The organism is Tolypothrix sp. VBCCA 56010, from assembly GCF_050875635.1.
In the GTDB taxonomy this organism is placed as follows: domain Bacteria; phylum Cyanobacteriota; class Cyanobacteriia; order Cyanobacteriales; family Nostocaceae; genus Hassallia.
In genome coordinates this window covers 1-21910 of sequence record NZ_JBPAOH010000094.1, presented here as the reverse complement: position 1 = coordinate 21910, position 21910 = coordinate 1, and the positions used below count along the sequence as shown (strand labels likewise).

At 42.7% G+C, this 21910-nt stretch carries 18 protein-coding genes and 1 pseudogene; 7 read left to right on the top strand and 12 right to left on the bottom strand.

Annotated elements, in window-relative coordinates; genetic code table 11:
* Positions 1-27: 27 nt before the first annotated feature.
* The 3 genes from AABK37_RS26465 to AABK37_RS26455 all read right to left on the bottom strand — a co-directional run bounded on the left by AABK37_RS26465 (position 28) and on the right by AABK37_RS26455 (position 3478).
* Positions 28-1107, bottom strand: coding sequence for an alpha/beta fold hydrolase (locus AABK37_RS26465; RefSeq protein WP_432554486.1), 1080 nt, complete (start codon positions 1105-1107; stop codon positions 28-30).
* A gap of 156 nt (positions 1108-1263) precedes the next feature.
* Positions 1264-2226 carry a fatty acid desaturase gene (locus AABK37_RS26460; protein ID WP_432554485.1) on the bottom strand — a complete coding sequence of 321 codons (963 nt, stop codon included), beginning with the start codon at positions 2224-2226 and terminating at the stop codon, positions 1264-1266.
* 139 nt (positions 2227-2365) lie between these two features.
* The gene (locus AABK37_RS26455) at positions 2366-3478 is read right to left on the bottom strand and encodes an S-(hydroxymethyl)glutathione dehydrogenase/class III alcohol dehydrogenase (RefSeq protein WP_432554484.1); all 1113 of its coding nucleotides are present in this window, start codon (positions 3476-3478) and stop codon (positions 2366-2368) included.
* A gap of 49 nt (positions 3479-3527) precedes the next feature.
* Here AABK37_RS26455 and AABK37_RS26450 point away from each other — a divergent pair, with 49 nt between their 5' ends.
* Positions 3528-3689 (top strand): DUF3574 domain-containing protein, encoded by a 162-nt coding sequence (locus AABK37_RS26450; RefSeq protein WP_432554497.1) that lies wholly within the window; start codon positions 3528-3530, stop codon positions 3687-3689.
* 289 nt (positions 3690-3978) lie between these two features.
* Here AABK37_RS26450 and AABK37_RS26445 read toward each other — a convergent pair whose 3' ends face one another.
* Both AABK37_RS26445 and AABK37_RS26440 read right to left on the bottom strand, forming a co-directional pair.
* A complete protein-coding gene (locus AABK37_RS26445) occupies positions 3979-4500 on the bottom strand; it encodes a hypothetical protein (protein WP_432554483.1) in 522 nt (173 codons plus the stop codon).
* Between the two features lie 11 nt (positions 4501-4511).
* A complete protein-coding gene (locus tag AABK37_RS26440; RefSeq protein WP_432554482.1) occupies positions 4512-5759 on the bottom strand; it encodes a helix-turn-helix domain-containing protein in 1248 nt (415 codons plus the stop codon).
* A gap of 51 nt (positions 5760-5810) precedes the next feature.
* On the opposite strand from AABK37_RS26440, the gene AABK37_RS26435 reads away from it, so the two are divergent.
* Entirely contained in the window at positions 5811-7094 is a 1284-nt protein-coding gene (locus AABK37_RS26435; protein WP_432554481.1) for a valine--pyruvate transaminase, read from the top strand.
* Positions 7095-7832 (top strand): ribosome maturation factor RimM, encoded by a 738-nt coding sequence (rimM, locus tag AABK37_RS26430; protein ID WP_432554480.1) that lies wholly within the window; start codon positions 7095-7097, stop codon positions 7830-7832.
* 150 nt (positions 7833-7982) lie between these two features.
* Here the strand turns inward: rimM and AABK37_RS26425 are convergent, their stop codons facing one another.
* The 5 genes from AABK37_RS26425 to AABK37_RS26405 form a co-directional block, all read right to left on the bottom strand.
* The gene (locus tag AABK37_RS26425; protein WP_432554479.1) at positions 7983-8522 is read right to left on the bottom strand and encodes a hypothetical protein; all 540 of its coding nucleotides are present in this window, start codon (positions 8520-8522) and stop codon (positions 7983-7985) included.
* Positions 8513-9343: a DUF692 domain-containing protein gene (locus AABK37_RS26420; protein WP_432554478.1), complete on the bottom strand. Its 831-nt coding sequence runs from the start codon at positions 9341-9343 to the stop codon at positions 8513-8515. The genes AABK37_RS26425 and AABK37_RS26420 overlap by 10 nt, the downstream gene beginning before the upstream one ends.
* Positions 9344-9618: 275 nt before the next feature.
* Positions 9619-10755 (bottom strand): TIGR04222 domain-containing membrane protein, encoded by a 1137-nt coding sequence (locus tag AABK37_RS26415; protein ID WP_432554477.1) that lies wholly within the window; start codon positions 10753-10755, stop codon positions 9619-9621.
* Between the two features lie 97 nt (positions 10756-10852).
* The gene (locus tag AABK37_RS26410; RefSeq protein ID WP_432554476.1) at positions 10853-11824 is read right to left on the bottom strand and encodes a TIGR04222 domain-containing membrane protein; all 972 of its coding nucleotides are present in this window, start codon (positions 11822-11824) and stop codon (positions 10853-10855) included.
* 181 nt (positions 11825-12005) lie between these two features.
* Positions 12006-12836, bottom strand: coding sequence for an ion transporter (locus AABK37_RS26405; RefSeq protein ID WP_432554475.1), 831 nt, complete (start codon positions 12834-12836; stop codon positions 12006-12008).
* Between the two features lie 105 nt (positions 12837-12941).
* On the opposite strand from AABK37_RS26405, the pseudogene AABK37_RS26400 reads away from it, so the two are divergent.
* Positions 12942-13463, top strand: a pseudogene (locus AABK37_RS26400) (nucleoside deaminase).
* Positions 13464-13672: 209 nt separating this feature from the next.
* Here the strand turns inward: AABK37_RS26400 and AABK37_RS26395 are convergent.
* Complete coding sequence (locus AABK37_RS26395; RefSeq protein WP_432554496.1) at positions 13673-14323, bottom strand: response regulator; 651 nt, start codon at positions 14321-14323, stop codon at positions 13673-13675.
* A gap of 145 nt (positions 14324-14468) precedes the next feature.
* Entirely contained in the window at positions 14469-15668 is a 1200-nt protein-coding gene (locus tag AABK37_RS26390) for a sensor histidine kinase (RefSeq protein WP_432554474.1), read from the bottom strand.
* A 246-nt stretch (positions 15669-15914) separates the two neighbouring features.
* Here AABK37_RS26390 and AABK37_RS26385 point away from each other — a divergent pair, with 246 nt between their 5' ends.
* The 3 genes from AABK37_RS26385 (at position 15915) to AABK37_RS26375 (ending at position 21801) form a co-directional block, all read left to right on the top strand.
* Entirely contained in the window at positions 15915-16394 is a 480-nt protein-coding gene (locus tag AABK37_RS26385) for a P pilus assembly/Cpx signaling pathway, periplasmic inhibitor/zinc-resistance associated protein (protein WP_432554473.1), read from the top strand.
* A 201-nt stretch (positions 16395-16595) separates the two neighbouring features.
* Positions 16596-17054: a hypothetical protein gene (locus tag AABK37_RS26380; protein WP_432554472.1), complete on the top strand. Its 459-nt coding sequence runs from the start codon at positions 16596-16598 to the stop codon at positions 17052-17054.
* A gap of 865 nt (positions 17055-17919) precedes the next feature.
* Complete coding sequence (locus AABK37_RS26375; RefSeq protein WP_432554495.1) at positions 17920-21801, top strand: 2-oxoacid:acceptor oxidoreductase family protein; 3882 nt, start codon at positions 17920-17922, stop codon at positions 21799-21801.
* The last annotated feature ends 109 nt before the right edge of the window (positions 21802-21910 follow it).

The window sequence follows — 21910 nt, the reverse complement described above, 5'->3', positions numbered from 1 at the left end:
ACTCACCAAGACGGGGGCTGGTCTCACCTAGTCCCTAGTTTCCAGTAATTCTCGAATGGCAGTGCGGATAAAAACTTCATCTTCAGGATTTTGATAGGGGTTCCCTGCTTTGTGTCCCCAGATTGAAGGAATCGGCAGATACTTCGCCCTAGGAATCAAAGCAGCCTCGGCAGCACAATCTTCTGGCGGAAAATATAAATCTTTGGTAGCAGGCATTACCAACGTATTTGCGGAAATTGCAGACAAAGCGCCTTTGTAATCACCTCTATAAGTCGAGTTATCGCTAATATCACAGTGCAGCCAGGTATCAATCATAGTCAGCAGATTGTGCGGATCGCGCTTTTTGTAGTTGGACTCCCACCCGCGCAGCAAGTAGTCTTCCAAGGATGTATAACCCAGTTGGTAGTAAATGCCCTGGCGGTAAAACGCTTGGGAAGCAGCCCAACTCGCATAAATCCGCGCAAAAGCTTTAAATCCGCGCTCTGGAACAGCTTCAAAGCATCTGCCATTCCAAGCGGGGTCTGCTGTGAGTGCTGTTCGCAGACTTAGCAGAAAAATACGATTGTGGTCAGTGGTACGAGCTGTACCGCACAGCGCCGCAATCCGAGCGACGCGATCGCTCCTCAATGCCCCCCAGTGATACGCCTGCTGTGCGCCCATTGACCAGCCGTAAATCAGCGCTAAACGTTCAATTTTGAATACTTCGCGCAACAGTTGTTCTTGAGCGCGAACATTATCTACATGGCTAAACCAAAAGCCTTGTTCGCTCAGTTCACAGTCTTTGCAGTTGCTGGGCGAACTCGACAGTCCATTGCCAAACATATTCGGAATGATAATGAACCAACGGCTGGGATCGAGAATACTATCGGGACGAATCAGCCAGTCAATGTCGTAATGTTGCGCTCCGTAAGAAGTTGGGTAGAGAATGACATTGCTGCGATCGCTCGCAAGTTCGCCGTAGGTTTGGTACACCAGTTGCGCTTCTCTTAGAACCGCGCCACACTGTAGCTGAAAGTTCTCTAACGTTAGACAACCAAGAGGTTTCATGAAAAGGGTGTAGGGGGTAGGGTGTGGGGGAGCCACTGCGGTGGACGGGTTTCCCGGCATAAAGCAAGTGGCGTTGTGGGGTGTGCAGGATAGGGTGTAGGGTGTGGGGTGTGAAGTAAAACTGTTTCCCCTGCAAGATGTGCTAGAAAGCAAGATGTGCTTCCTACCCCCTTCTTCCCTACACCCCACACCCCACACCCCATACCCTGTTTTCGGTCATGGCTCTAACTGTCCCAATTGAGCTATAATATCGCCGTTGACTTTGATGTAGCCTCGATCGACGTGGGTAAAGTATGAATTCAACTGCTGATGGGCTTTAGGCAGTGCGTGGAAAGGAATTGATGGATACAAATGATGCTCTGCATGAAATGGCATATTCCACATCCAAAATCGCACGGGTAAAAGTGTCAGCGTTGTGCGCGTATTTGTTGTTATGTTATTGTCTAAAGTACAACCTGTATGCTCTGCCAGTAAAATAAAACGCAGAATTGGCTGACCAACCATCAGCGGCAGTAGCCAATAAAAGAAAAACCAAGGTTGACCAAAGATTAGAGAAACAGCGATCGCGCCTGCATAAACACCTAAGTGCAATCGAGTTGAGCGAATAACTTGGGCGCGTGCCGATAAAGGAATAAACGGACAATCGTCAAGTAAACCGAATGCAACCCGAAAATGCCCGTTAACATGAGCATACCACCAAGGCAAACCACTTATTACCAGTATGTATTCAGCCCAATTTTTCGGCGTTATTTCGGTTAGTTCTGGGTCTTTACCCGGAATGCGCGTATAAAGATGATGCCACTTGTGAAAGTAACGAAAATAAGTACTATTGTAATACGAAAGCAGCCCTGCAAACCAGGCGACAATATCATTCAAACGATTGTTAGCAAAAGCTGTTCTGTGAACGGCTTCATGCATTGGTGCAAACATTGAAGCAATACTAAATCCATAGATGAAAAGTGCTGGTATCGCCACCAACCAATTGCCCCAGTTCGTTCCCCAGAAGTAGCCACTGCATCCGATGATAGTAAGATGTCCAGTAAGATAAACCAGCCCAGTAGTGTTAGAGCGAGCGTTCAAAATACTTAATTCTTTTACACTCAAAATCTGACGGGCGTTATGCTGTTTCTGGGCTTGACTATCCAATAATTCAGGTTGAATAATTGCATCACTAGACATAATTAAAGCGTAATTAAACGTAAAATACAACAAATTTAGTATAGTCCAGCATTTGCAGTTGAGTTGTTTGGCACTGCGAACAGGACTTCTCTTGGTGGTACTTTATATTTGGCGCAAACCAAAGAAGCTTCCGTGTCAATTAATCAAACATTACCACACTGCGAATCGACTCACCCTTACGCATTAAATCAAAAGCATCATTAATGTTCTCAATCGGCATAACATGCGTAATCAAATCATCAATATTAATCTTACCTTCCATATACCAATCAACAATTTTCGGCACATCTGTACGTCCCCTCGCACCCCCAAAAGCCGAACCTTTCCAAACACGTCCCGTCACAAGTTGAAAAGGACGAGTTTTAATTTCTTCACCCGCAGCAGCAACACCAATAATCACACTCACACCCCAACCTTTATGACAGCATTCTAAAGCTTGGCGCATAATATTTACATTACCAATACACTCAAAAGAATAATCAGCACCACCTTTCGTTAAATCCACTAAATAAGGAACCAAATCCCCTTCAACTTCCTTCGGATTAACAAAATGCGTCATCCCAAACTTTTCTGCCAAAGCGCGTTTATTCGGATTAATATCCACCCCAACAATCATATTAGCTCCTACCATCCGCGCTGCTTGGATGACATTCAACCCAATACCACCCAAACCGAAAACTACGACATTTGCACCCGCTTCTACTTTCGCTGTATTGATAACTGCACCAATACCTGTAGTTACGCCACAACCGATGTAACAAACCTTATCAAAAGGCGCATCTTCACGAATTTTCGCTACAGCAATTTCCGGCAATACTGTATAATTTGCAAAGGTGGATGTACCCATGTAGTGATGAATCATCTGCCCGTCGATAGAAAAGCGGCTAGTACCATCAGGCATCACACCGCGTCCTTGAGTAGTGCGAATTGCTTGACAAAGGTTGGTTTTTAAGCTAAGGCAATATTCACATTGACGGCATTCGGGAGTGTATAAAGGAATGACACGATCGCCTGGTTTTAAGCTAGTGACACCTTCGCCAATTTCCACCACAACCCCAGCACCTTCATGTCCCAAAATTGCCGGAAATAAGCCTTCAGGGTCTTTTCCGGAAAGGGTGTAAGCATCGGTATGACAAACCCCACTGGCTTTAATTTGAATTAAAACTTCTCCCCTCCGTGGGGATTCAAGTTGCACTGTTTCAATAGTTAAGGGTTTTCCTGCACCGTAAGCGATCGCTGCTTTAACTTCCACTTTCGTGCCTTCCTGTGTAGATTTGATGAATCAGCTAATTTGAGTGTAAATCAATAACGTCAGCCTCTTTTTTGACGATACACCAAAAACCGAAGCCTCTATTTACAATATTGTTAATAAATACAAGCAACAATTCAATCAGGAAAGTGTTCTACAAGTTCTTGATGAAAGTTTAGACGTTCCGACGGTTAGGCAATTTTTAACGAAGTAATAGCATCAGCCGACTTTATAGTATTTTCCCAACCGTTACGGAACATAGAACCTATATTGACCGCACTTATTGTTTCGACGGCTTTGATACGATTGTGATTAATGGCGGCGTTCACGGTATGTCCTGCCCCGCGCAGATTCCCATCGCTCCAATTGTGTCTTTATCCACAAAGGTAAGCGTCGTCAAATAATTAATCACCGTGCTGATGTCTTCCGTTAGGTCAATCCGCCGCACCGCAATTGTTGTGCTGCGGTGGCTAGCTGAAGGAACTCACTAATCATGCGAAGCATTAACTGTATCCTCCCATCATCCATCTTCTTTTTGCTGCCTCGTTAGCTAAGTCAATTTTGATGATAAACTGATTATCCGCTAGAGTTTGCTGGATTTGTCTAAGTTCATGATCCCCTAAATAGTTTTCTAAATAGGCTTCTATCAAAACTTCGACTAGCTGAGTAATGCTATCTGTAGGCATTTGAATGTATCGCTGAATATAATTTATCGCTTTCCTATCATCAGTCATCACTTTGCCACCAATACGTTTGGCAACAACAAAACAAGATAACTCTGCATCACTTGCACGTTTTGATTGAGGAACGTTTGACATCTCGACCAAATCCTCTATCTCTAAAGGAAATTTCGTGATTTCACCAGAATTGATTAATTTCGTGTAATAAGCCAAGCTGCTGGAATGACCCTGTTCAAATTCCAACTGTACGTATACCGTAGTAATCACAGAATATCCAAGCAACTTAAGAAGATGAAAGCGATTAATGTACATGAAATGAATAATCGCGCAGGTATCGATAGCCACTACTCCCCTCACTAACTACTTACCTCCAGAAACATTAGAAGTTCATGTAGAAGTTGATAACCGTCTTCTAAAGGAAGCAGTAGCATATCTAAGAGCTTGTGATAAGTAATCTCTCCTCTTCTATATGCCTCTGTACAAAGATTAATGAAATGCCAAGATAAACCTTGACGTATAATCTGCGTCAATTTATGCTGCATACCTGAAGATAACGTTGGTGGAGTTTCAGGATCAAATTTTTCGTTATGCCTAATAACCAAGCGTCTTTCTTGAGTTAATTGCTCGTGTAAAGAGCTATCAATCCATTTAAGTTTCGACAAACGTATAATTACTACCTGAGAGCTAACACGGAAGCGTTCAGCAATTTGACGGATGAGACTGACCCAGGCTTCATAAGTATCTACAGGTGAATAATCCAACTCAAGTCTTTGTTTTGGAACCAGAAAGTTACCTGCAAAACTATTAGCTCTCCACTCAAGCTCAGATCTATCGTTTGAAGATTTTAAGTATGTAACTTCTTGCCCTTGAGATGAATCAAATAGAGCGTGGCAATACTCATGAGCAGCAGAAAAATTTTGTCGATATAAATCATCAAGATAATTGACAAGAATACAGTGACCAGCAACCGGATGATTAATATATAAGCCAGAAATATTTTTATCTTCTAATTGACGCTTAAAGATATGAATACTTTGAGTTCTGATTAGCTCAAATATATTTTCTATTGGTTGGTTTCCCAGCACCAAACGTTCTCTTTCAAAGGAAGCAGCTTCTTCACCTTGTCTTGTGAAGTTTCCATGATTAAATGAATACTGCCCATAATTAGGAATTTTTGCAGGCTGGCGCTGAAATACTTCTCGCTCTAGAAAATCTTCGTACTCACAAAGCCGAACAAACTCTTGAATAGCAATGCGATCGCTTTTAGAAAGTTCAGCATTGCGACGAAACATTTCTTGAACTTGTGACTCTGCTGATGGATAGTCGCCTGTAACGAAGTATCTAAAATCACGACAGTATATAACAGACAACAAAACCAATTGGTCGCCAGTAATTCTATTCCTTCCTGCTTCAATATTTAGGTATTCCTGCAAACCTATTTGAAGGCGCAATGCAGACTCTTGCGGAGTAATTAAAAGACTTTCTCGCGCATCCTTGAGCTTTCTACCTAAGACTGCATAATCAAATGCCATCACTACCGAATTTAACTTTGCTACATTGGTTACAGGCGGTAAAGCTTCGAGGTAATATCGACCCGCCAGCATCCAACCGCTATATAATTTGTCAACCCCTCTGTTTATCTTATTGCACTGCTTATGAAACCTGCTCTTAGTAAAATTGGCGATCAAATGTCCAAGCTGACTGGTGTCAGAGCGATTATGAAGGACATTAACGAAACATTACAAGCCGGTGCGGGGCAGCAATTTATTAATTTGAGTGCTGGGAACCCCTTGATTTTACCGGAGGTTGAGCAGTTGTGGCGCGATTGTACACAAGAATTGCTAGCTAGTTCCGAATATGGTGAAGTAGTTTGTCGCTACGGTTCGAGTCAGGGTTATGCACCGTTAGTAGAAGCGATCGCCAATGACTTTAACAAACGCTATGGTTTAAATTTAAGCGATCGCAATATCCTTTTAACTCCAGGCAGTCAAAGTCTTTATTTCTACGCTGCCAATGTCTTCGGCGGTTACACTAGCAATGGCGATTTAAAAGAAATTGTCTTGCCCCTCAGCCCTGATTATACAGGTTATGGTGGCGTCACTTTATGTGCTGAAGCTTTAATCGCCTACAAACCAACTTTGGATATCGATGCAGCAGCACATAAATTCAAATATCGTCCTGATTTCAGCCAACTGGAGATTACAGAAAACACCGGCTGCGTCATCTTCTCTCGTCCCTGTAACCCCACGGGTAATGTCCTCACCGATGATGAAGTGAAGAAAATTGCTGCTTTGGCTGCACCTTTTAATGCACCAGTGTTGATTGACTCAGCTTATGCACCTCCGTATCCAGCGTTGAATTTTACGGAAATGACACCAGTGTTTGGAGATAATATCTTACACTGCATGAGTTTATCGAAAGTTGGATTACCCGGAGAACGCATCGGCATTGCGATTGGGAATGAAGAGTGGATTCATGTGCTGGAGTGCTTCCAAACAAATATGTGTATTCATCCTTCTCGGTATGGACAAGCGATCGCTGCTCGCGCCATCAATTCTGGTAAACTTGGAGAAATCTCTGAACAAGTGATTCGCTCATTTTATCAAAATAAGTTCACTGTTTTAAAAGAAAGTTTATTTGCCGCCATGCCCAAGGATTTACCTTGGTTCCTCCATCGTCATGAGGGGGCAATTTTTGCTTGGTTGTGGTTAGATGAGTTACCAATTAGTGATTGGGAATTTTATCAAGAACTCAAGCAGGTGGGTGTAATTGTTGTTCCTGGTAGTAGCTTTTTCCCCGGTTTGCGAGAAGATTGGTTGCACAAGCACCAATGTTTGCGAATCAGTCTCACCGGTAGCGATGAAGAAATTGCGATCGGAATGCAGCGTTTAGCAAAAGTAACGCAACAAGTTTATCAGCGTGCAGCTGTAAGTGCTTAAATGAACCGCAAAGACACGAAGAGAAAGCCAGAGAAAAAGGGAAAGCAGGGAATTAATTCTCCCTTATCTCCCTCATCCTCCCCATCTCCCTCATCCTCCCCCACTCCCCCCCTCTCCCCCTCCCCCACTCCCATCCCCGATAATTGGCTAGAAATTGGTAAGATTGTCGCACCTCAAGGTTTGTCTGGAGAGGTGCGGGTTTATCCGCAGTCGGATTTTCCCGAACGTTTTGAGGTTCCTGGAAAACGCTGGTTATTGCGTCCGGGTGAAGCGGAACCGCAACCGATAGAATTAGTCAGGGGACGTTATATTGATGGGAAAAATTTGTATGTCCTCAAGTTAGCTGGTGTGGATAATTGCGACTCTGCGGAAGAATTACGCGGTTGTAAGTTGCTAGTCCCTGAAAGCGATCGCCCGGAATTAGGAGAAGATGAATATCATGTGGTTGATTTGATTGGTTTGCCCGTCTTTATGCAAGAATCAGGAGAACTCGTGGGAACGGTGGTTGATATCATCCCCGCTGGAAACGATTTGCTTGAGGTGGAGTTGCATCAGGAGGAGGAGGGGGAGAGGGGGAGAGGGGGGGACAGGGGGACAAGGGGAGAAGGAGAAATTTCAATCCAAAATGCGAAGACTGTTTTAATTCCGTTTGTGAAAGCGATCGCCCCGGTGGTTGACTTAGAAAATCGTCGGATTGAAATTACACCGCCGCCTGGTTTGTTGGAAGTTAATGATTAGGTAGTTGTAGAGTTTTTTAAACGCATTCGCCGTTAGGCGTTCCCGCAGGGTAGGAAAGCGGAGGAAAGCGCAAAGGAACGCAGAGTTTTTTTTGAAAATCGTCGGATTGAAATTACACCGACATGCATACAAATCTCTCTTTCCCACTTTCTACTCCCTACTCCCCACTCCCTGCACGATATGGTGTAATTGTCCTTGGGGGAAGCGAAACCAAATAGCGATCGCTAATTGCGCTTTGCAGTCGCGATGAACAGCATAACGAAACCAGGATATCTGGAAATAGCGATCGCGTTCATAAGTTAAAAGCCACGTTTTTTCGTAGCGGACTAAATCGCTAACTAAATCAGAAGTTGTTTTTTCGAGGAAATTAGCAAAGGCGATCGCATCTTCTTGATGTTTCTTGATACCCTGTGGTAAATACGTTTCTGCATATTGCCAAAACAAAGCCGTGAAATCTTTACCCAAAACTTTCGCCGTGCGTGGTAACAATTCCCGCACTTCTCCTAAGCGCTTCCACTTAAGCGAATTGGCGAATATATTAATTTGCCGTGCATATTGCGCGAGTTGCTGCGCTTCATCATCACTCAATTCAAACTCAGTAGCAACTTGCGGGTTAGCAAAAAAACGCTCTCGGAAATTTGTATTGGTGTAAAGCTGGGCTAAAACTTGCTGCGTTTGTGCTAATCCCATCTTTGATGACTCCTACCAATTTCCCTTGCGTGTTGCAATTCCGCTGTTAATTCGGCAAAGGTAGGTAAATTTTCATCTCGTTCTAACACAACACCTTTAACAGGCATTTTCGCGACAACTTCATCCATCAGTTTCCACACTTCAATCGGCGTTGACTGCGAATGGCTATCAATTAATATACCATCATGCCAATGTCCGCCAACGAAATGTAATTGTACCACACGTTCCCAAGGTAATTCTTGCACAAAAGCCTGGATATCATAATTGTGGTTCACAGCATTAGTATAAATATTTGTTACATCCAACAGCAAACCACAATCAGAACGTTCTACAACTTCGGTTAAAAACTGCGCTTCTGTCATCTGGGCACCGGGAAGTGTCACCATATAAGTGATATTTTCTAGAATTAACGGCACATCAACGAAGCGACGCACTTGGGCAATATTGCGACAAAGCACTTCTAGTGCTTCATAAGTATAAGGTAGCGGCGACAAATGCCCGATATCAACTCCACCCGCTTTGGTAAAGCAGATATGCTCACTCCACCAAGGTGGGTTAAGTTGGTTAATTAATGCTGCTAATTTGCGTACATAATCTATATCCAAACCTTCAGCACTGCCTAAAGATAAGTTGATAGCGTGGGGAATTATCGGGAAATGTGCTGCTAAGAGTTTTAATTCCTGCTGTTTTTGCGAAGTTGCATCTAGATAATGTTCTGCAACAATTTCTAGAAAGTCAACTTGCTGACGGTGCAGAAATAAGTCACTTTTGAAAGGTTCGCGAAAACCCAACCCTACACCTAATGTTGGTAGATTTAGCATTTTATTATTACATTTGACAAAATTATCAACAAGCTGCCACACCCGCCATAGGTTATAAACCTATGGCTAATAGCGGAAGTCTTCTGAAGAAGACTAATACCATTTCTGTATAAAGATGCGCCTAAGAGCGCCCACCCAGAGCGGGCGTGAGGGCGAATAAAGCGCAACCTCATATAGAATTGGACTAAGAAAAGGTTTCAGTCCATTAAAATGGACTTTCCCTATTAGCCCGGAACTTTCAGTTCTGGGCGGGTGAAGGTGTTTTTGCGAATATATTAACCTCCACAACCCCCACCGCAACCCCCACCACAACCCCCACCGCAAGAACTTCCGCAAGAACTTCCGCAAGAACTTCCACCGGAACTACTACAGCTACTACCGCAGGAACTTCCGCTATTAGAAGAAATTTCGCCGAAACAATTGCCAGAAGTACTACAGCAACTACTACAACCACCACTGGAACTACTACTTGAACTTGAAGTAGTCCTAGTAGTTCTACTATTAGTCTTAACAGTATAGGCTGAAGATATTTTTTGATAGTACTCGTACTGAGTTCCTGCAAGTGCGGTGATACCAAAAAGTGCGACAACCAAGTTGTAGTCAACTTCCTCAGCGACGACAGTTTTTACTCTCTGCTTTAACTGAAAGAAGGTTTCCTTAAGTTGCTTGAGATAAACTTCACCTAAGTAAGTGCGGCGTTGTGCTACCTTACAAATACTCCACAGAAAGTATAGCGACAAAATGCCCATAAGGGTGAGATAACCGACATTATGGTGTCCGTGTACTAAAGCTACTATTAACTTGAAGCCACCCAAACCTAGAATAATTAATGTCCCGATCAAAGCAATCTGCCATTTTCTTGCTTTTACCTGGTCAGAATTTAAAAGTTGCTCATCTTGCAAACGTTGTTGATAAACTGTGCAATGAGGCTGTACTTTTTCGGCTAGCGATCGCAAAAAATACATCTCGTTTGCTGTGCGGGGGGTAGAAAACCAATCATATACCTGACGCTGTATTGGTGTTAGCGTAGATGGATCGGGACGATTCTCCCCAATTTGAATCAACTCTTTATTGACGACTTGCAAATAACCACTTTGTATTAAGTCAATAACAGCTACCTCGATAACTCCGATTTCTCCAGTATCTAAATAGGCAATTTCGTAAGGATCTAATGCTGTGGGAATTAACGGTAAAGCTTGATTTTTGGTTGGTTGCACCAACCAATCGCTGACAAACAAAGTGATGGTAATAACACAACCATACACTACCAGAAAGTGCGAACCATACATATTTGCAATCAGACTCGATGCGGGAATAGCGATCGCTACCATCACCACTAATACACCCAAAATACCAATCAGCCTAAATATCGGTGTTTCTGCTTTCGAGTTTGGGATGTCTTCACGCAGCATATTTTTAAGCTTTGAGCTACCGTATTAACCAGTTAAATCTCTTAATTACACATTGTAGCACACGTATATATATAGGAGATTTCCCTCAAATCTAGCTTTAACCACCCCCACAACCACCACAACCACCTCCACAACCACCCCCACAGCCACCACCACCACCGCAGGAACTACCACTCCCCCCACTAACATCGGCGTTTGCGGTTGCTGCTGAGATGTGAAATAGCTTTTCATACTCAGCGAAAGGACTAGCTGCTAGTATTGACACGCCAAATACAGCTACAGGCAACAAGATATTATTCAAGTCTCCGGAATTATATGTATGATTAGATACTTGCTTTTTGAGACTTTCAAAGGTTTGCTGTAATGCTTGTAAGTAAGCTTTTCCGCGATCGCTCAGTCGTGGTACTTTGCAGACACTCGTCAAAATAATAATCGAAATGATACCCATGATGATGAGAAACATCACATTATAATGTCCATTCGCCAGTGCTATTATCAACTTGTAGCTGCCCAAACCTAAAATAATTAATCCCCCTTTCCAAGCAATACGTCGGGCAACTGATGAAGCTGTTTCTGATGATAGTAATTGTTGATTTTTTAGCCGCTGTTCATAAAAAGCGCAGTGTTGTTTTACCTTTCTAGAGAGCGATGACTTAAAAATCTGATTAGCCTTGCGTGGTGAAGAGAATTGATTTAACACGTCATCTTCTAATGATGTTAAAATATTCGGATTAGGGCGATTAATTGGTTGCTTGATATTCTGTTTATCAATTTCTAAGTAACCGCGTTGAATTAAATCTAAAACAACCAACCGCGTAACCTCATTTTCTCCACCCCGCAAATAAGCAATTTCGAGAGGATCGGGGTTAGTGGGAATTAATGGCAGAGGTAAATTTGCCTCTCTGTCGCGCTGTATACTCAATCGACACACCAGCAACGTTACTCCAATCACAAAAGCATAAAATAGTAGAAAAAGCGGTCCATGCATATTAGCAATTGGGTTAGCAATTGGGTTACTGATAACTACAATTACTAACATAGCCAGGATACCAAGTAGCAACTTATCCATCACCAATACTCCTTTTGATGAGTTTCCCTGACAGTTTGCTACACAAGCAGTTGCAACTTTTTCGGAAAATTATTTTATTTCACATCTTGTATTGAGCGATTTTAATCGCTACTACACGAAATACCCGCAAGACAAAAGTTTGAAACCCTTGATTTATCTGAAGTTTACGTAAACGCGAATTCTATTTGTCAAGCGAATAAGTCGAAATTCCATCTTCTACGCTTGAGTCAATGACACCAGATAACTTTGTACCGCAAGCTTTACAAAATTGAGCATCTGCATCGTGGAAACCTAAACCACAACCCGGACAAATAGTTTCTATCTGATTAACAGTTTTTACCAACCGCTTAATTAAATCACCCACTTGCCAAGGAATCAAGGCAATACCTGTTAAAATCATCGATACTGTCAGCAAGCGACCTAATTCTGAAATTGGTGTAACGTCACCAAATCCTACAGTTGTCATGGTGACAATCGAAAAATAAAACGCATCCAAAAAAGTCCTAAAAACTTTTGGGTTAACTGGATGCTCAACTTGATAAATTAAGCCTGAGTAAACAAATATTATTGTAAATAACGTAAATAATATCCGCCCCAATATTACACCATCTTCTGTGTTGATATTACCAAAAAAAGATTTTCTATCTATAAATCTGATTAACCGTAAAATTCTAAACCATCGCAGCAACCGAATAAAGCTAATATCAGCCGTTCCCAGAAAAAATGGCAAAATCGCCATTAAATCAATTATCGAGTAAAAACTAAAAATATACTTAACTTTGTTGTCTGTACTCCACAACCGGAGTAAGTATTCTACAGCAAAAATTATCAATATTACGGTATCTACTATATTTAATTGAAATCTAACTGCATTGGGAATAGTATAAGTTTCCGCTACAAATATTACTGAAGACAGTAGAACTAATCCAGCAATTGTGAGATTAATTGCTTTACCTACAGGTGTTTCTAAGTCTGTTAGGTAGAATGCTGTTTTTTTTCGTAAAAGTAACATTTTTGACAAATTGCTTGTAAATAACTTTACGAATGATTAGAATAATAGGCATTGCCAACTCTACATTAACTTACAAATATAAAGCTGTCCCATTTTTAATTATTTATGAAACCTGAAGATTTTATGCGCCTAGCCCTAGAACAGGCAAAAAAAGGAGATGCACGGTGCAGTAATTGTTAAAGATAATCAAGTAGTTGCAATAGCTTATAATACTGTGAGGCAAGATAGGGATTTATCTGCTCATGCTGAAGTTAATGTAATTCGTCGTTTAACAACTAACAGGACTTACGCTTGCATTGTCTCAAAAGCCTGATTTTTCGTAGCGGTAATTCATGAATTACCGCTCCGACGCGAAGTCTGTTGCGTAAGCCCTAAACTAAGTTGAAAAATCCTTCTTTAGAAGGTTATATTATCTATACTACTGGCGAACCTTGTCCGATGTGTGCTACTGCTTGTGTTTGTCCGGGTTTATCAGAAATTGTTTATGGTGCTTCGATTGAAGATTTAATTTCGGTCAATCAGCCGCAGATTAATATATCTTGTGAAGAGGTTATCGCTAAGTCATTTAGAAAGATAAAGGTGACAAAAGGTGTTTTAAAAGAAGAATATCAGAGTTTGTTTAAATGATAATTCACGCACTAGTAAATATTAAGTAGGGTCCGGCTTAAAGCGGTGTGGATATTCCTCCCGCTTTATTGCCGTTGTGTTACGGCTATGTAATGATTTGAGAGTTTGAGAGAGATTAGCCGTAACGCACCATATTTATCGGTGCGTTAAGCGTTGCTATAATGCACCCTACAATTTCTAAGTTTGTTTAAATGATAATTCACGCACTCCTAATTTAAATAAGCTGAAAATGTGTTAGCAAAAATCGCTGCTTGAGTGCGATCGCGTAAATTTAATCTATTCAAAATATTTGTGACGTGATTTTTCACCGTTCCCTCAGAAATGTATAATTTCTGAGCAATTTCTCTATTATTTGCACCTGTTGCGATTAACTGTAAAACGTCTTTTTCTCTAGGGGTAAGTTCAGCTAAACTAGGTGGTGGTGATAACTGAGATGCTGTTACTGCGGGAAACTGAGTCAAAAGTTTTTTTACTATTCCCGGTCCTAATTGAGTATATCCTTTGTGGACGGCGCGAATTGCCACAGCTAATTCTTCTGAAGGTGTATCTTTAAGTAAATAACCCATTGCTCCATTCTGCAATGCCGCTGTCACATATTCATCATCATCAAAAGTTGTCAACACTAAAACTTTGACTTTGGCAAAACGCTTGTGAATTTCTCGTGTAGCTGCAACTCCATCCATAATCGGCATTCTCACATCCATTAATACCACATCTGGTTGCAATTGAGCAATAAAATTAATTGCTTGTTCACCGTTTTCAGCTTCGCCAATAATTTCTAAATCGGCTTCTAATTCCAATAATGCTTTTAATCCTTGGCGAATTAAACTTTGGTCATCTACAAGCAATACTTTAATCATATCAATTTTAATTTTTTGGATGTTAGTGAGTTCCAGACCTTCTTCAGATCCCCGACTTCGCAAGAGTTGTCGGGGATCTAACTTTAGTTGGGCGGTTCTTTAATAAGAAGACTTGTTTTCTACAACACAAATATAATTAATATTGTCAACGTAAAAAAGGAACATCAACTATAATTTTACAACCCAAACCGGGAGCGCTACTAATCTGAAATTCACCTCCCACAGCTAAAGTGCGATCGCGCATACTTTGCAATCCAAAACCAGTTGTATTTTGTTCTACATCAAATCCTCTACCATTATCCTCAATTACTAAATTTATATTTTTTGTTGTCGTAGTTAATTGTATTTTAACTTCTGTAGCATTTGCATATTTAGAAATATTTGTCAATGATTCTTGAATAATCCTGTAAACAGCGGTGCTAACTTCCGGTGGTAGGGGATAAGCGATAACTATTTGACAAATTGGCACAACACCAGTTGAGCGAGAAAAATCCTCTGCAAGTACAGCGATCGCCTGTTCTAAAGATTCAGAGTGCAAAGGGTGAGAGCGCATTGTCGAAACTGATTGTCGCACATCTTGCAATGCTTTTGAACCTAATTCTTTTGCTCTAGCTAAGAAATTTTGAGCTTTGCTAGGATTGGATTGCCATAACTTTAAAGCAGTTTCTAATTGTAGATTTAAAGCAGTGAGAGAATGTCCTAAAGAATCATGAATTTCTCGTGCAATGCGGTTGCGTTCTTCGAGAGTGGCTTGATTTTCAATTCGCAGGGCATATTGTCGCAGCTTTTCGTTAGCGATCGCTAGTTTTTCTCGACTTTGCCGTTCAGATAATATCGCATTCATTAATAACAATACAAATACTAAAGCTAATCCAAACGAAAGCATAAAACTGAATGTCAAAAACCAAAATCGCTCTTGTGCCTTTGGTGGTAGTGGAAATCGAGAAAACCGCTGTGCTAGCGTTATTAAAATTAAGATAAATGATAAATTGGCAACTACTAAACGACCAGTCAACTGAAATATTAAGCAACTGCGAGTTACTATAATCATATTAAGAAAGGGAAACAGTCGAGCAGTTCCACCCCCCGAAAAAGCAGTTATTAAAATTAAGATGATTTCTATAGCCGTATACAGTAATTTATTTCTTTGATGATTAGTGGGCAATCTTAAACCCATTAAACCAAAAATCACCAGACAAGAAATTGTCAGTTCCGGAAAATTGGTCTGAAATCGCTCAGACCGAAATGGTAAAACTGCGCTGATAGCAGAAAACGCTAGTAATATCCACTCTAAATAAAGCAGAAATCGAAAAGGATGATTTTTAAATTCAATTGGGCGGCTCACTATTTGTTCGGCTCCAATAATTTATCAAGGTCAACAGTCAAAAGTTAAAAGCAATTTTTTTACTTTTAACTCCTAACTTCTAACTCCTAACTCCTAACTTCTAACTTACACAAATTACTAGTCACATTTATCAAATTTTAATCATGACTTAAGTCATGGGTTTATTCGTGACTTTTTCCGCATGTCGTTGCAACAAATACATTTATATGATGGTGACAGCAAGCTAGCAAAGCCAACAACTAATAAATGAAACTTAAAAGTTTATCCTTGATAGCCGCAGCGATCGCCCTCAGTTTAAGTGCAACTCCTTTCGTCGTCAACGCGCAAAAAATATCGCAAACACCTACACAAGTTAAACCAGCTCGCAACGGTCCATTTGAACGCTTGGGACTAAGCGAAGAACAAAAAACTAAAATTCAAGAGATTCATCGCAATAGCCGCGCTCAAATGGAAGCGATTCTCACCCCAGAACAAAAACAACAGCTACAAGCTGCAAAACAAGAACGTCAGGGTCAGCCTCGGCAACAAACACCTCAAGGTCAGCGTCCAAAGAGGGGTTTTGCTTCTTTAAATTTAACTGAAGAACAGAAAACCAAGATGCGCGAAATTAGGGAATCAGAGAAAAATCAGATCCAAGCAATCTTAACTCCCGAACAGCAGCAACAACTCAAGCAATTTCAAGATAATATGCGATCGCGTCGTCAGCGACCCAATTCAAGCAACTAATTAACCAATAGCGCTGATATTAGCACAGATTGTGGCGGAAATTCTCTCCGCCACACAATAAGCGGTGATGACAACCGGACAAAACAAAATATAACTTTAGTCATAAATACTTGAATTCTTTATTCTCCCGGACGTGATGATTAATTGGGGATTCTATAATAGTGAAGACAAACTGGAGAAATCCACGAGGCAATACAATAAATGAAGTTCAAAAACTTATCACTGATAGCTGGAGCGATCGCCCTCAGTTTAACGGCAGTTCCTTTCTCGGTCAAGGCAGAAACCACTAAGAGCGCACCAATTCAACTTGCCCAAAATCCACCAGCCAAACCTCCCGCTCAAAGCGGTATCCAAATCCAACTCACACCGCAACAACAAACTGAATTTCGGAAGATTGATAACGGTATTCGTGACCAAGTACAGAAAGTGATAACACCACAGCAACTCCAACAAATCCAAACCGCTAGAGAGGCAGGTAAGTCTCCGAGCGAAGTTTCTGCGGCAGCAAATTTAACCCCACAACAGCAAGCCGAATTGCAGAAAATCTTTATAACCTCACAACAAAAAAAAGAAGCTTTGCTGAATGCTGACCAAAAAGCACAATTAGCGCGATTCCGCCAGCAAAATGCGAACCCTGGTGCTTCAGCACCTAAAAAATAATCAATTTCCTCATTCCTAAATAGCTTCAGGGTACACTACCTAACGCATAGCGATCGCTTGTACATGTTAATCAGGCGATCGCATGTTTTTTTGTAGCCAGTGCGACAAATTCAATTATTTTGATTGTCAAACTTATCACACATTTCTTTAAGTACTTTCAAATAATATTTTTATATACTTCTTGTTTGGTTATTTGAATTGAAACACTAAATATAGCGGTTTACAAACCTAACCCCCAGCCCCTTCCCTCATAGGGAAGGGGAGAAAATCAAAGCCTACTCCCTTTCCACTATAAAATTACCTATCTTCTTTTCCTTCCTCCTTCTCCTTCACGCCTACGCGGTTGGGCGAACGTGTCCTTCTCCTTCACCAGACGGCAAAGCCGAACGCGTCTTCTCCTTCACGCCTACGCGACTGGGCGAACGCGGTTCGTTAAATAGGTATTCTTTGAGCGGGAAAGGAGTAAGACCTTACAAACCTAACCCCCAGCCCCTTCCCTATGAGGGAAGGGGAGAAAATCAAAGCCTAAGACCTAAAAGACCTAACCCCCAGCCCCTTCCCTATGAGGGAAGGGGAGAATATCGAAGCCTAAGACCTAAAAGACCTAACCCCCAACCGCTTCCCTATGAGGGAAGGGGAGAATATCGAAGCCTAAGACCTAAAAGACCTAACCCCCAACCGCTTCCCTATGAGGGAAGGGGAGAATATCAAAGCCTCTGACGCCACATGCTTCAAGTCGGCAGAGCCGCCCAACGCAGTGGCTCCTCCTCATAGGAGAGAGGTTTACCAGAGAGGTCAGATTGTCAAATTTAACAATCAGCAATATAAATATCCTCGCATCCGGGCAATCTAGCAGGAGAAAATGATGAAGAAAAAATTTGCAACCATCGACGGCAATGAGGCTGTTGCCCGTGTTGCTTATCGATTAAATGAGGTAATTGCTATTTATCCGATCACCCCCTCTTCAGCAATGGGTGAATGGGCGGATGCATGGTCTTCTGAAAGCCGCCTCAATTTGTGGGGTACTGTGCCGAGTGTGATTCAGATGCAAAGTGAAGGTGGAGCCGCTGCTGCGGTACATGGAGCATTACAAACAGGTTCCCTGACTACCACCTTCACGGCATCTCAGGGATTATTGTTGATGATTCCCAACCTTTACAAAATCGCTGGGGAACTGACTAGCGCGGTGATTCACGTTGCTGCACGTTCTTTGGCTACCCACGCATTGTCAATTTTTGGCGACCAAAGTGATGTAATGGCAGCGCGTGCTACTGGCTTGGCGATGCTGTGTTCTGCCTCAGTGCAGGAAAGTCAAGATTTTGCGCTTATCGCTCATGCTGCTACCTTAGAAGCACGAGTGCCGTTTATGCACTTCTTCGACGGCTTCCGCACTTCCCATGAAGTGCAAAAAGTCGAATTGCTGGAAGATGAGGATTTGCGATCGCTTATTAACGACGATCTTATATTCGCCCACCGCGCCCGCAGTCTCACCCCAGATCGCCCAGTATTGCGAGGTACGGCTCAAAACCCCGATGTCTACTTTCAGTCTCGCGAAGCCGCTAACTTATACTACAACGCTTGTCCGGATATTGTTCAGCGATTGATGGATAAATTAGGCGCAAGCACCGGACGACATTACCAAATCTTTGAATATCACGGTGCCCTTGATGCCGAACGTGTCATTATACTCATGGGTTCCGGCTGCGAGACAGTCCACGAAACCGTAGATTATCTCAACGCCCGTGGGGAAAAAGTCGGTGTCCTCAAAGTCAGATTATATCGTCCTTTTGATGCAACACGGTTTGTGTTAGCTTTGCCTTTGAGTGTGAAAGCGATCGCCGTCCTCGACCGCACCAAAGAACCGGGTAGCGCCGGCGAACCCTTGTATTTGGATGTAGTCGCCGCTATCCATGAACAATGGAGTGGAGGAGTGGGGGAGTCGAGCCAGCGCTGTGCGGAGGCGTCCTCCGTTGAGGAGCCAGTGCGTTGCGGAGGTTCCCTCCGTTGTAGCACCTGGCGTGCGTCTGGCGTGGAAAGTGGGGGAGTGGGTGAGAAAGACAAATTGCTCCCCAAGTCGTCCTCCAAGTCGTCCTTGTCCTCCCCGTCCTCCCCGTCCTCCCCTGCCCCCCCTGCCCCCCTGTCCCCCTCTCCCTCTCCCCCTCCCAAAATCATCGGTGGTCGTTACGGTCTTTCCTCGAAAGAATTTACCCCAGCGATGGTTAAAGGTATTTTCGACAACCTCGCCCAGCCACATCCGAAAAACCACTTTACTATCGGTATCAACGACGACGTTAGCCACACTTCCCTGAACTTTGACTTTAACTTCTCCACCGAACCGGATAATGTCGTCCGGGCAATGTTCTACGGATTGGGTTCTGATGGCACAGTTGGTGCTAATAAAAACTCAATCAAGATTATTGGTGAACAAACAGACAACAACGCCCAAGGCTACTTTGTCTACGACTCTAAAAAATCTGGCTCAATGACCGTTTCCCATCTGCGCTTTGGTCAACAGCTTATTCGCTCAACTTACCTAATTGACAAAGCCAACTTTATCGGTTGCCATCACTGGGAATTTTTAGAGCGCGTAGATGTACTGAAAGCGGCGGTGTCTGGAGGAACTTTTTTACTCAACAGTCCTTATGATGCTGATAACGTTTGGGAACATCTCCCGGTAAAAGTACAGCAGCAAATTATCACCAAGCAACTTAAATTCTACGTCATCAATGCTACCGAAGTTGCCAAAAACAGCGGCATGGGCGGTAGAATTAACACTATTATGCAAGTGTGCTTCTTTGCCTTAGCGGGTGTCTTGCCAGAAGAAGAAGCCATAACCAAAATTAAGCAAGCAATTGAAAAAACCTACGGCAAAAAAGGTGCAGAAGTCGTCCAGAAGAATCTGCAAGCTGTAGACCAGACGCTGGAGAATTTGCATAAAGTCGATGTGATAGGGGAGAGAAGGGGGCAGGGGGACAGGGGGACAGGGGGACAGGGAGACAAGGAGACAAGGAGACAAGGAGACAAGGAGACTATTCTTTCTCCCCATCCCCCCCTCTCCCCCTCCCCCACTCTCCCCCTCCTCCCCGACGCTCCGGAATTCGTGCACTCAGTTTTGGGTAAAATCATGGCGTGGGAGGGTGATGACTTACCTGTAAGTGCGCTACCGATTGATGGGACTTTTCCTACCGGCACTGCAAAATGGGAAAAACGCAATATCGCTACGGAGATTCCTGTATGGGATGCGGATGTCTGCGTGCAGTGTGGCAAATGTATTATGGTTTGTCCTCATGGGGTCATTCGAGGTAAGGTTTATGAACCAGGGGAGTTAGCCAACGCGCCGGCAACTTTCAAGTCAATCGATGCCAAAGATAAAGACTTTGCTTGCTCAAAATTTACCATTCAGGTTGCCCCAGAAGACTGTACGGGCTGCGCTATCTGTGTAGAGATTTGTCCGGCAAAAAATAAATTAGAGCCGACGCGCAAAGCGATTAATATGGAAGCGCAGTTGCCTATACGCGAACAAGAGCGAGAAAACTGGAATTTCTTTCTCAGTTTACCAAATCCTGATAGACGGGAATTAAAACTAAACCAGATTCGCCAACAGCAATTGCAAGAACCTTTGTTTGAATTTTCGGGTGCTTGTGCTGGTTGTGGAGAGACGCCTTATTTAAAATTATTAACACAACTGTTTGGCGATCGCTCTGTTATTGCCAACGCTACTGGTTGTTCTTCAATTTATGGGGGAAATCTCCCCACCACTCCTTGGACAACAAACGCTGAAGGAAGAGGTCCTGCTTGGTCGAATAGTCTTTTTGAAGATAACGCTGAATTCGGTCTTGGCTTTCGTCTTTCTCTAGACAAGCAAGCGGAATTTGCTGCCGAATTACTCCAACAATTAAGCAGTGAAATAGGCGATAATCTTGTTGAGTCCATCCTCAAGCAGAAGCAAAAATCTGAAGCTGATATTTGGGAACAACGCGAACAAGTAGCGCTGTTGAAACAACGGTTAGACGAAATTCCGGAAAATGACAATCCAAAATCTCAAATCCAAAATCTCAAATCGATTGCTGACTACTTGGTGAGAAAAAGCGTCTGGATTGTCGGTGGTGATGGTTGGGCGTATGATATTGATTTTGGCGGATTGGATCATGTTCTTGCCAGCGGTCGCAATGTCAACATTTTGGTAATGGATACCGAAGTGTATTCTAACACTGGCGGTCAATCATCTAAAGCTACACCGCGAGGAGCGATCGCTAAATTTGCCGCCAGCGGTAAGCCAGCACCAAAGAAAGACTTGGGGCTAATCGCCATGACTTACGGTAATGTCTACGTAGCGAGTGTAGCCCTTGGTGCGAGAGATGAACACACCCTAAAAGCATTTATAGAAGCAGAAGCTTACGAAGGACCATCACTGATTATCGCTTACAGTCATTGCATCGCCCACGGCATCAACATGACCACAGCTATGAATCATCAAAAAGCTTTGGTAGAATCAGGACGTTGGTTGCTGTATCGTTACAATCCCGAATTGCAGCAAGCGGGTAAGAATCCATTACAATTGGATATGCGTCAGCCCAAGCAGTCGGTAGAACAGTCAATGTATCAAGAAAATCGCTTCAAGATGCTGACTAAGAGTAAACCCGAAATTGCCAAACGTCTTTTAGAAGAAGCGCAAGCAGAAGTGGATGCGCGTTGGAAAATGTACGAGTATCTCGCAGCGCGTAATGTAGGAGAGGATAAGGAATAGTTTAACGAGTCTTTGAACTCCATTAATGAGTCTTTGAACTCCATTAATGAGTCTTTGAACTCCATTAATGAGTCTTTGAACTCCATTAATGAGTCTTTGAACTCCATTA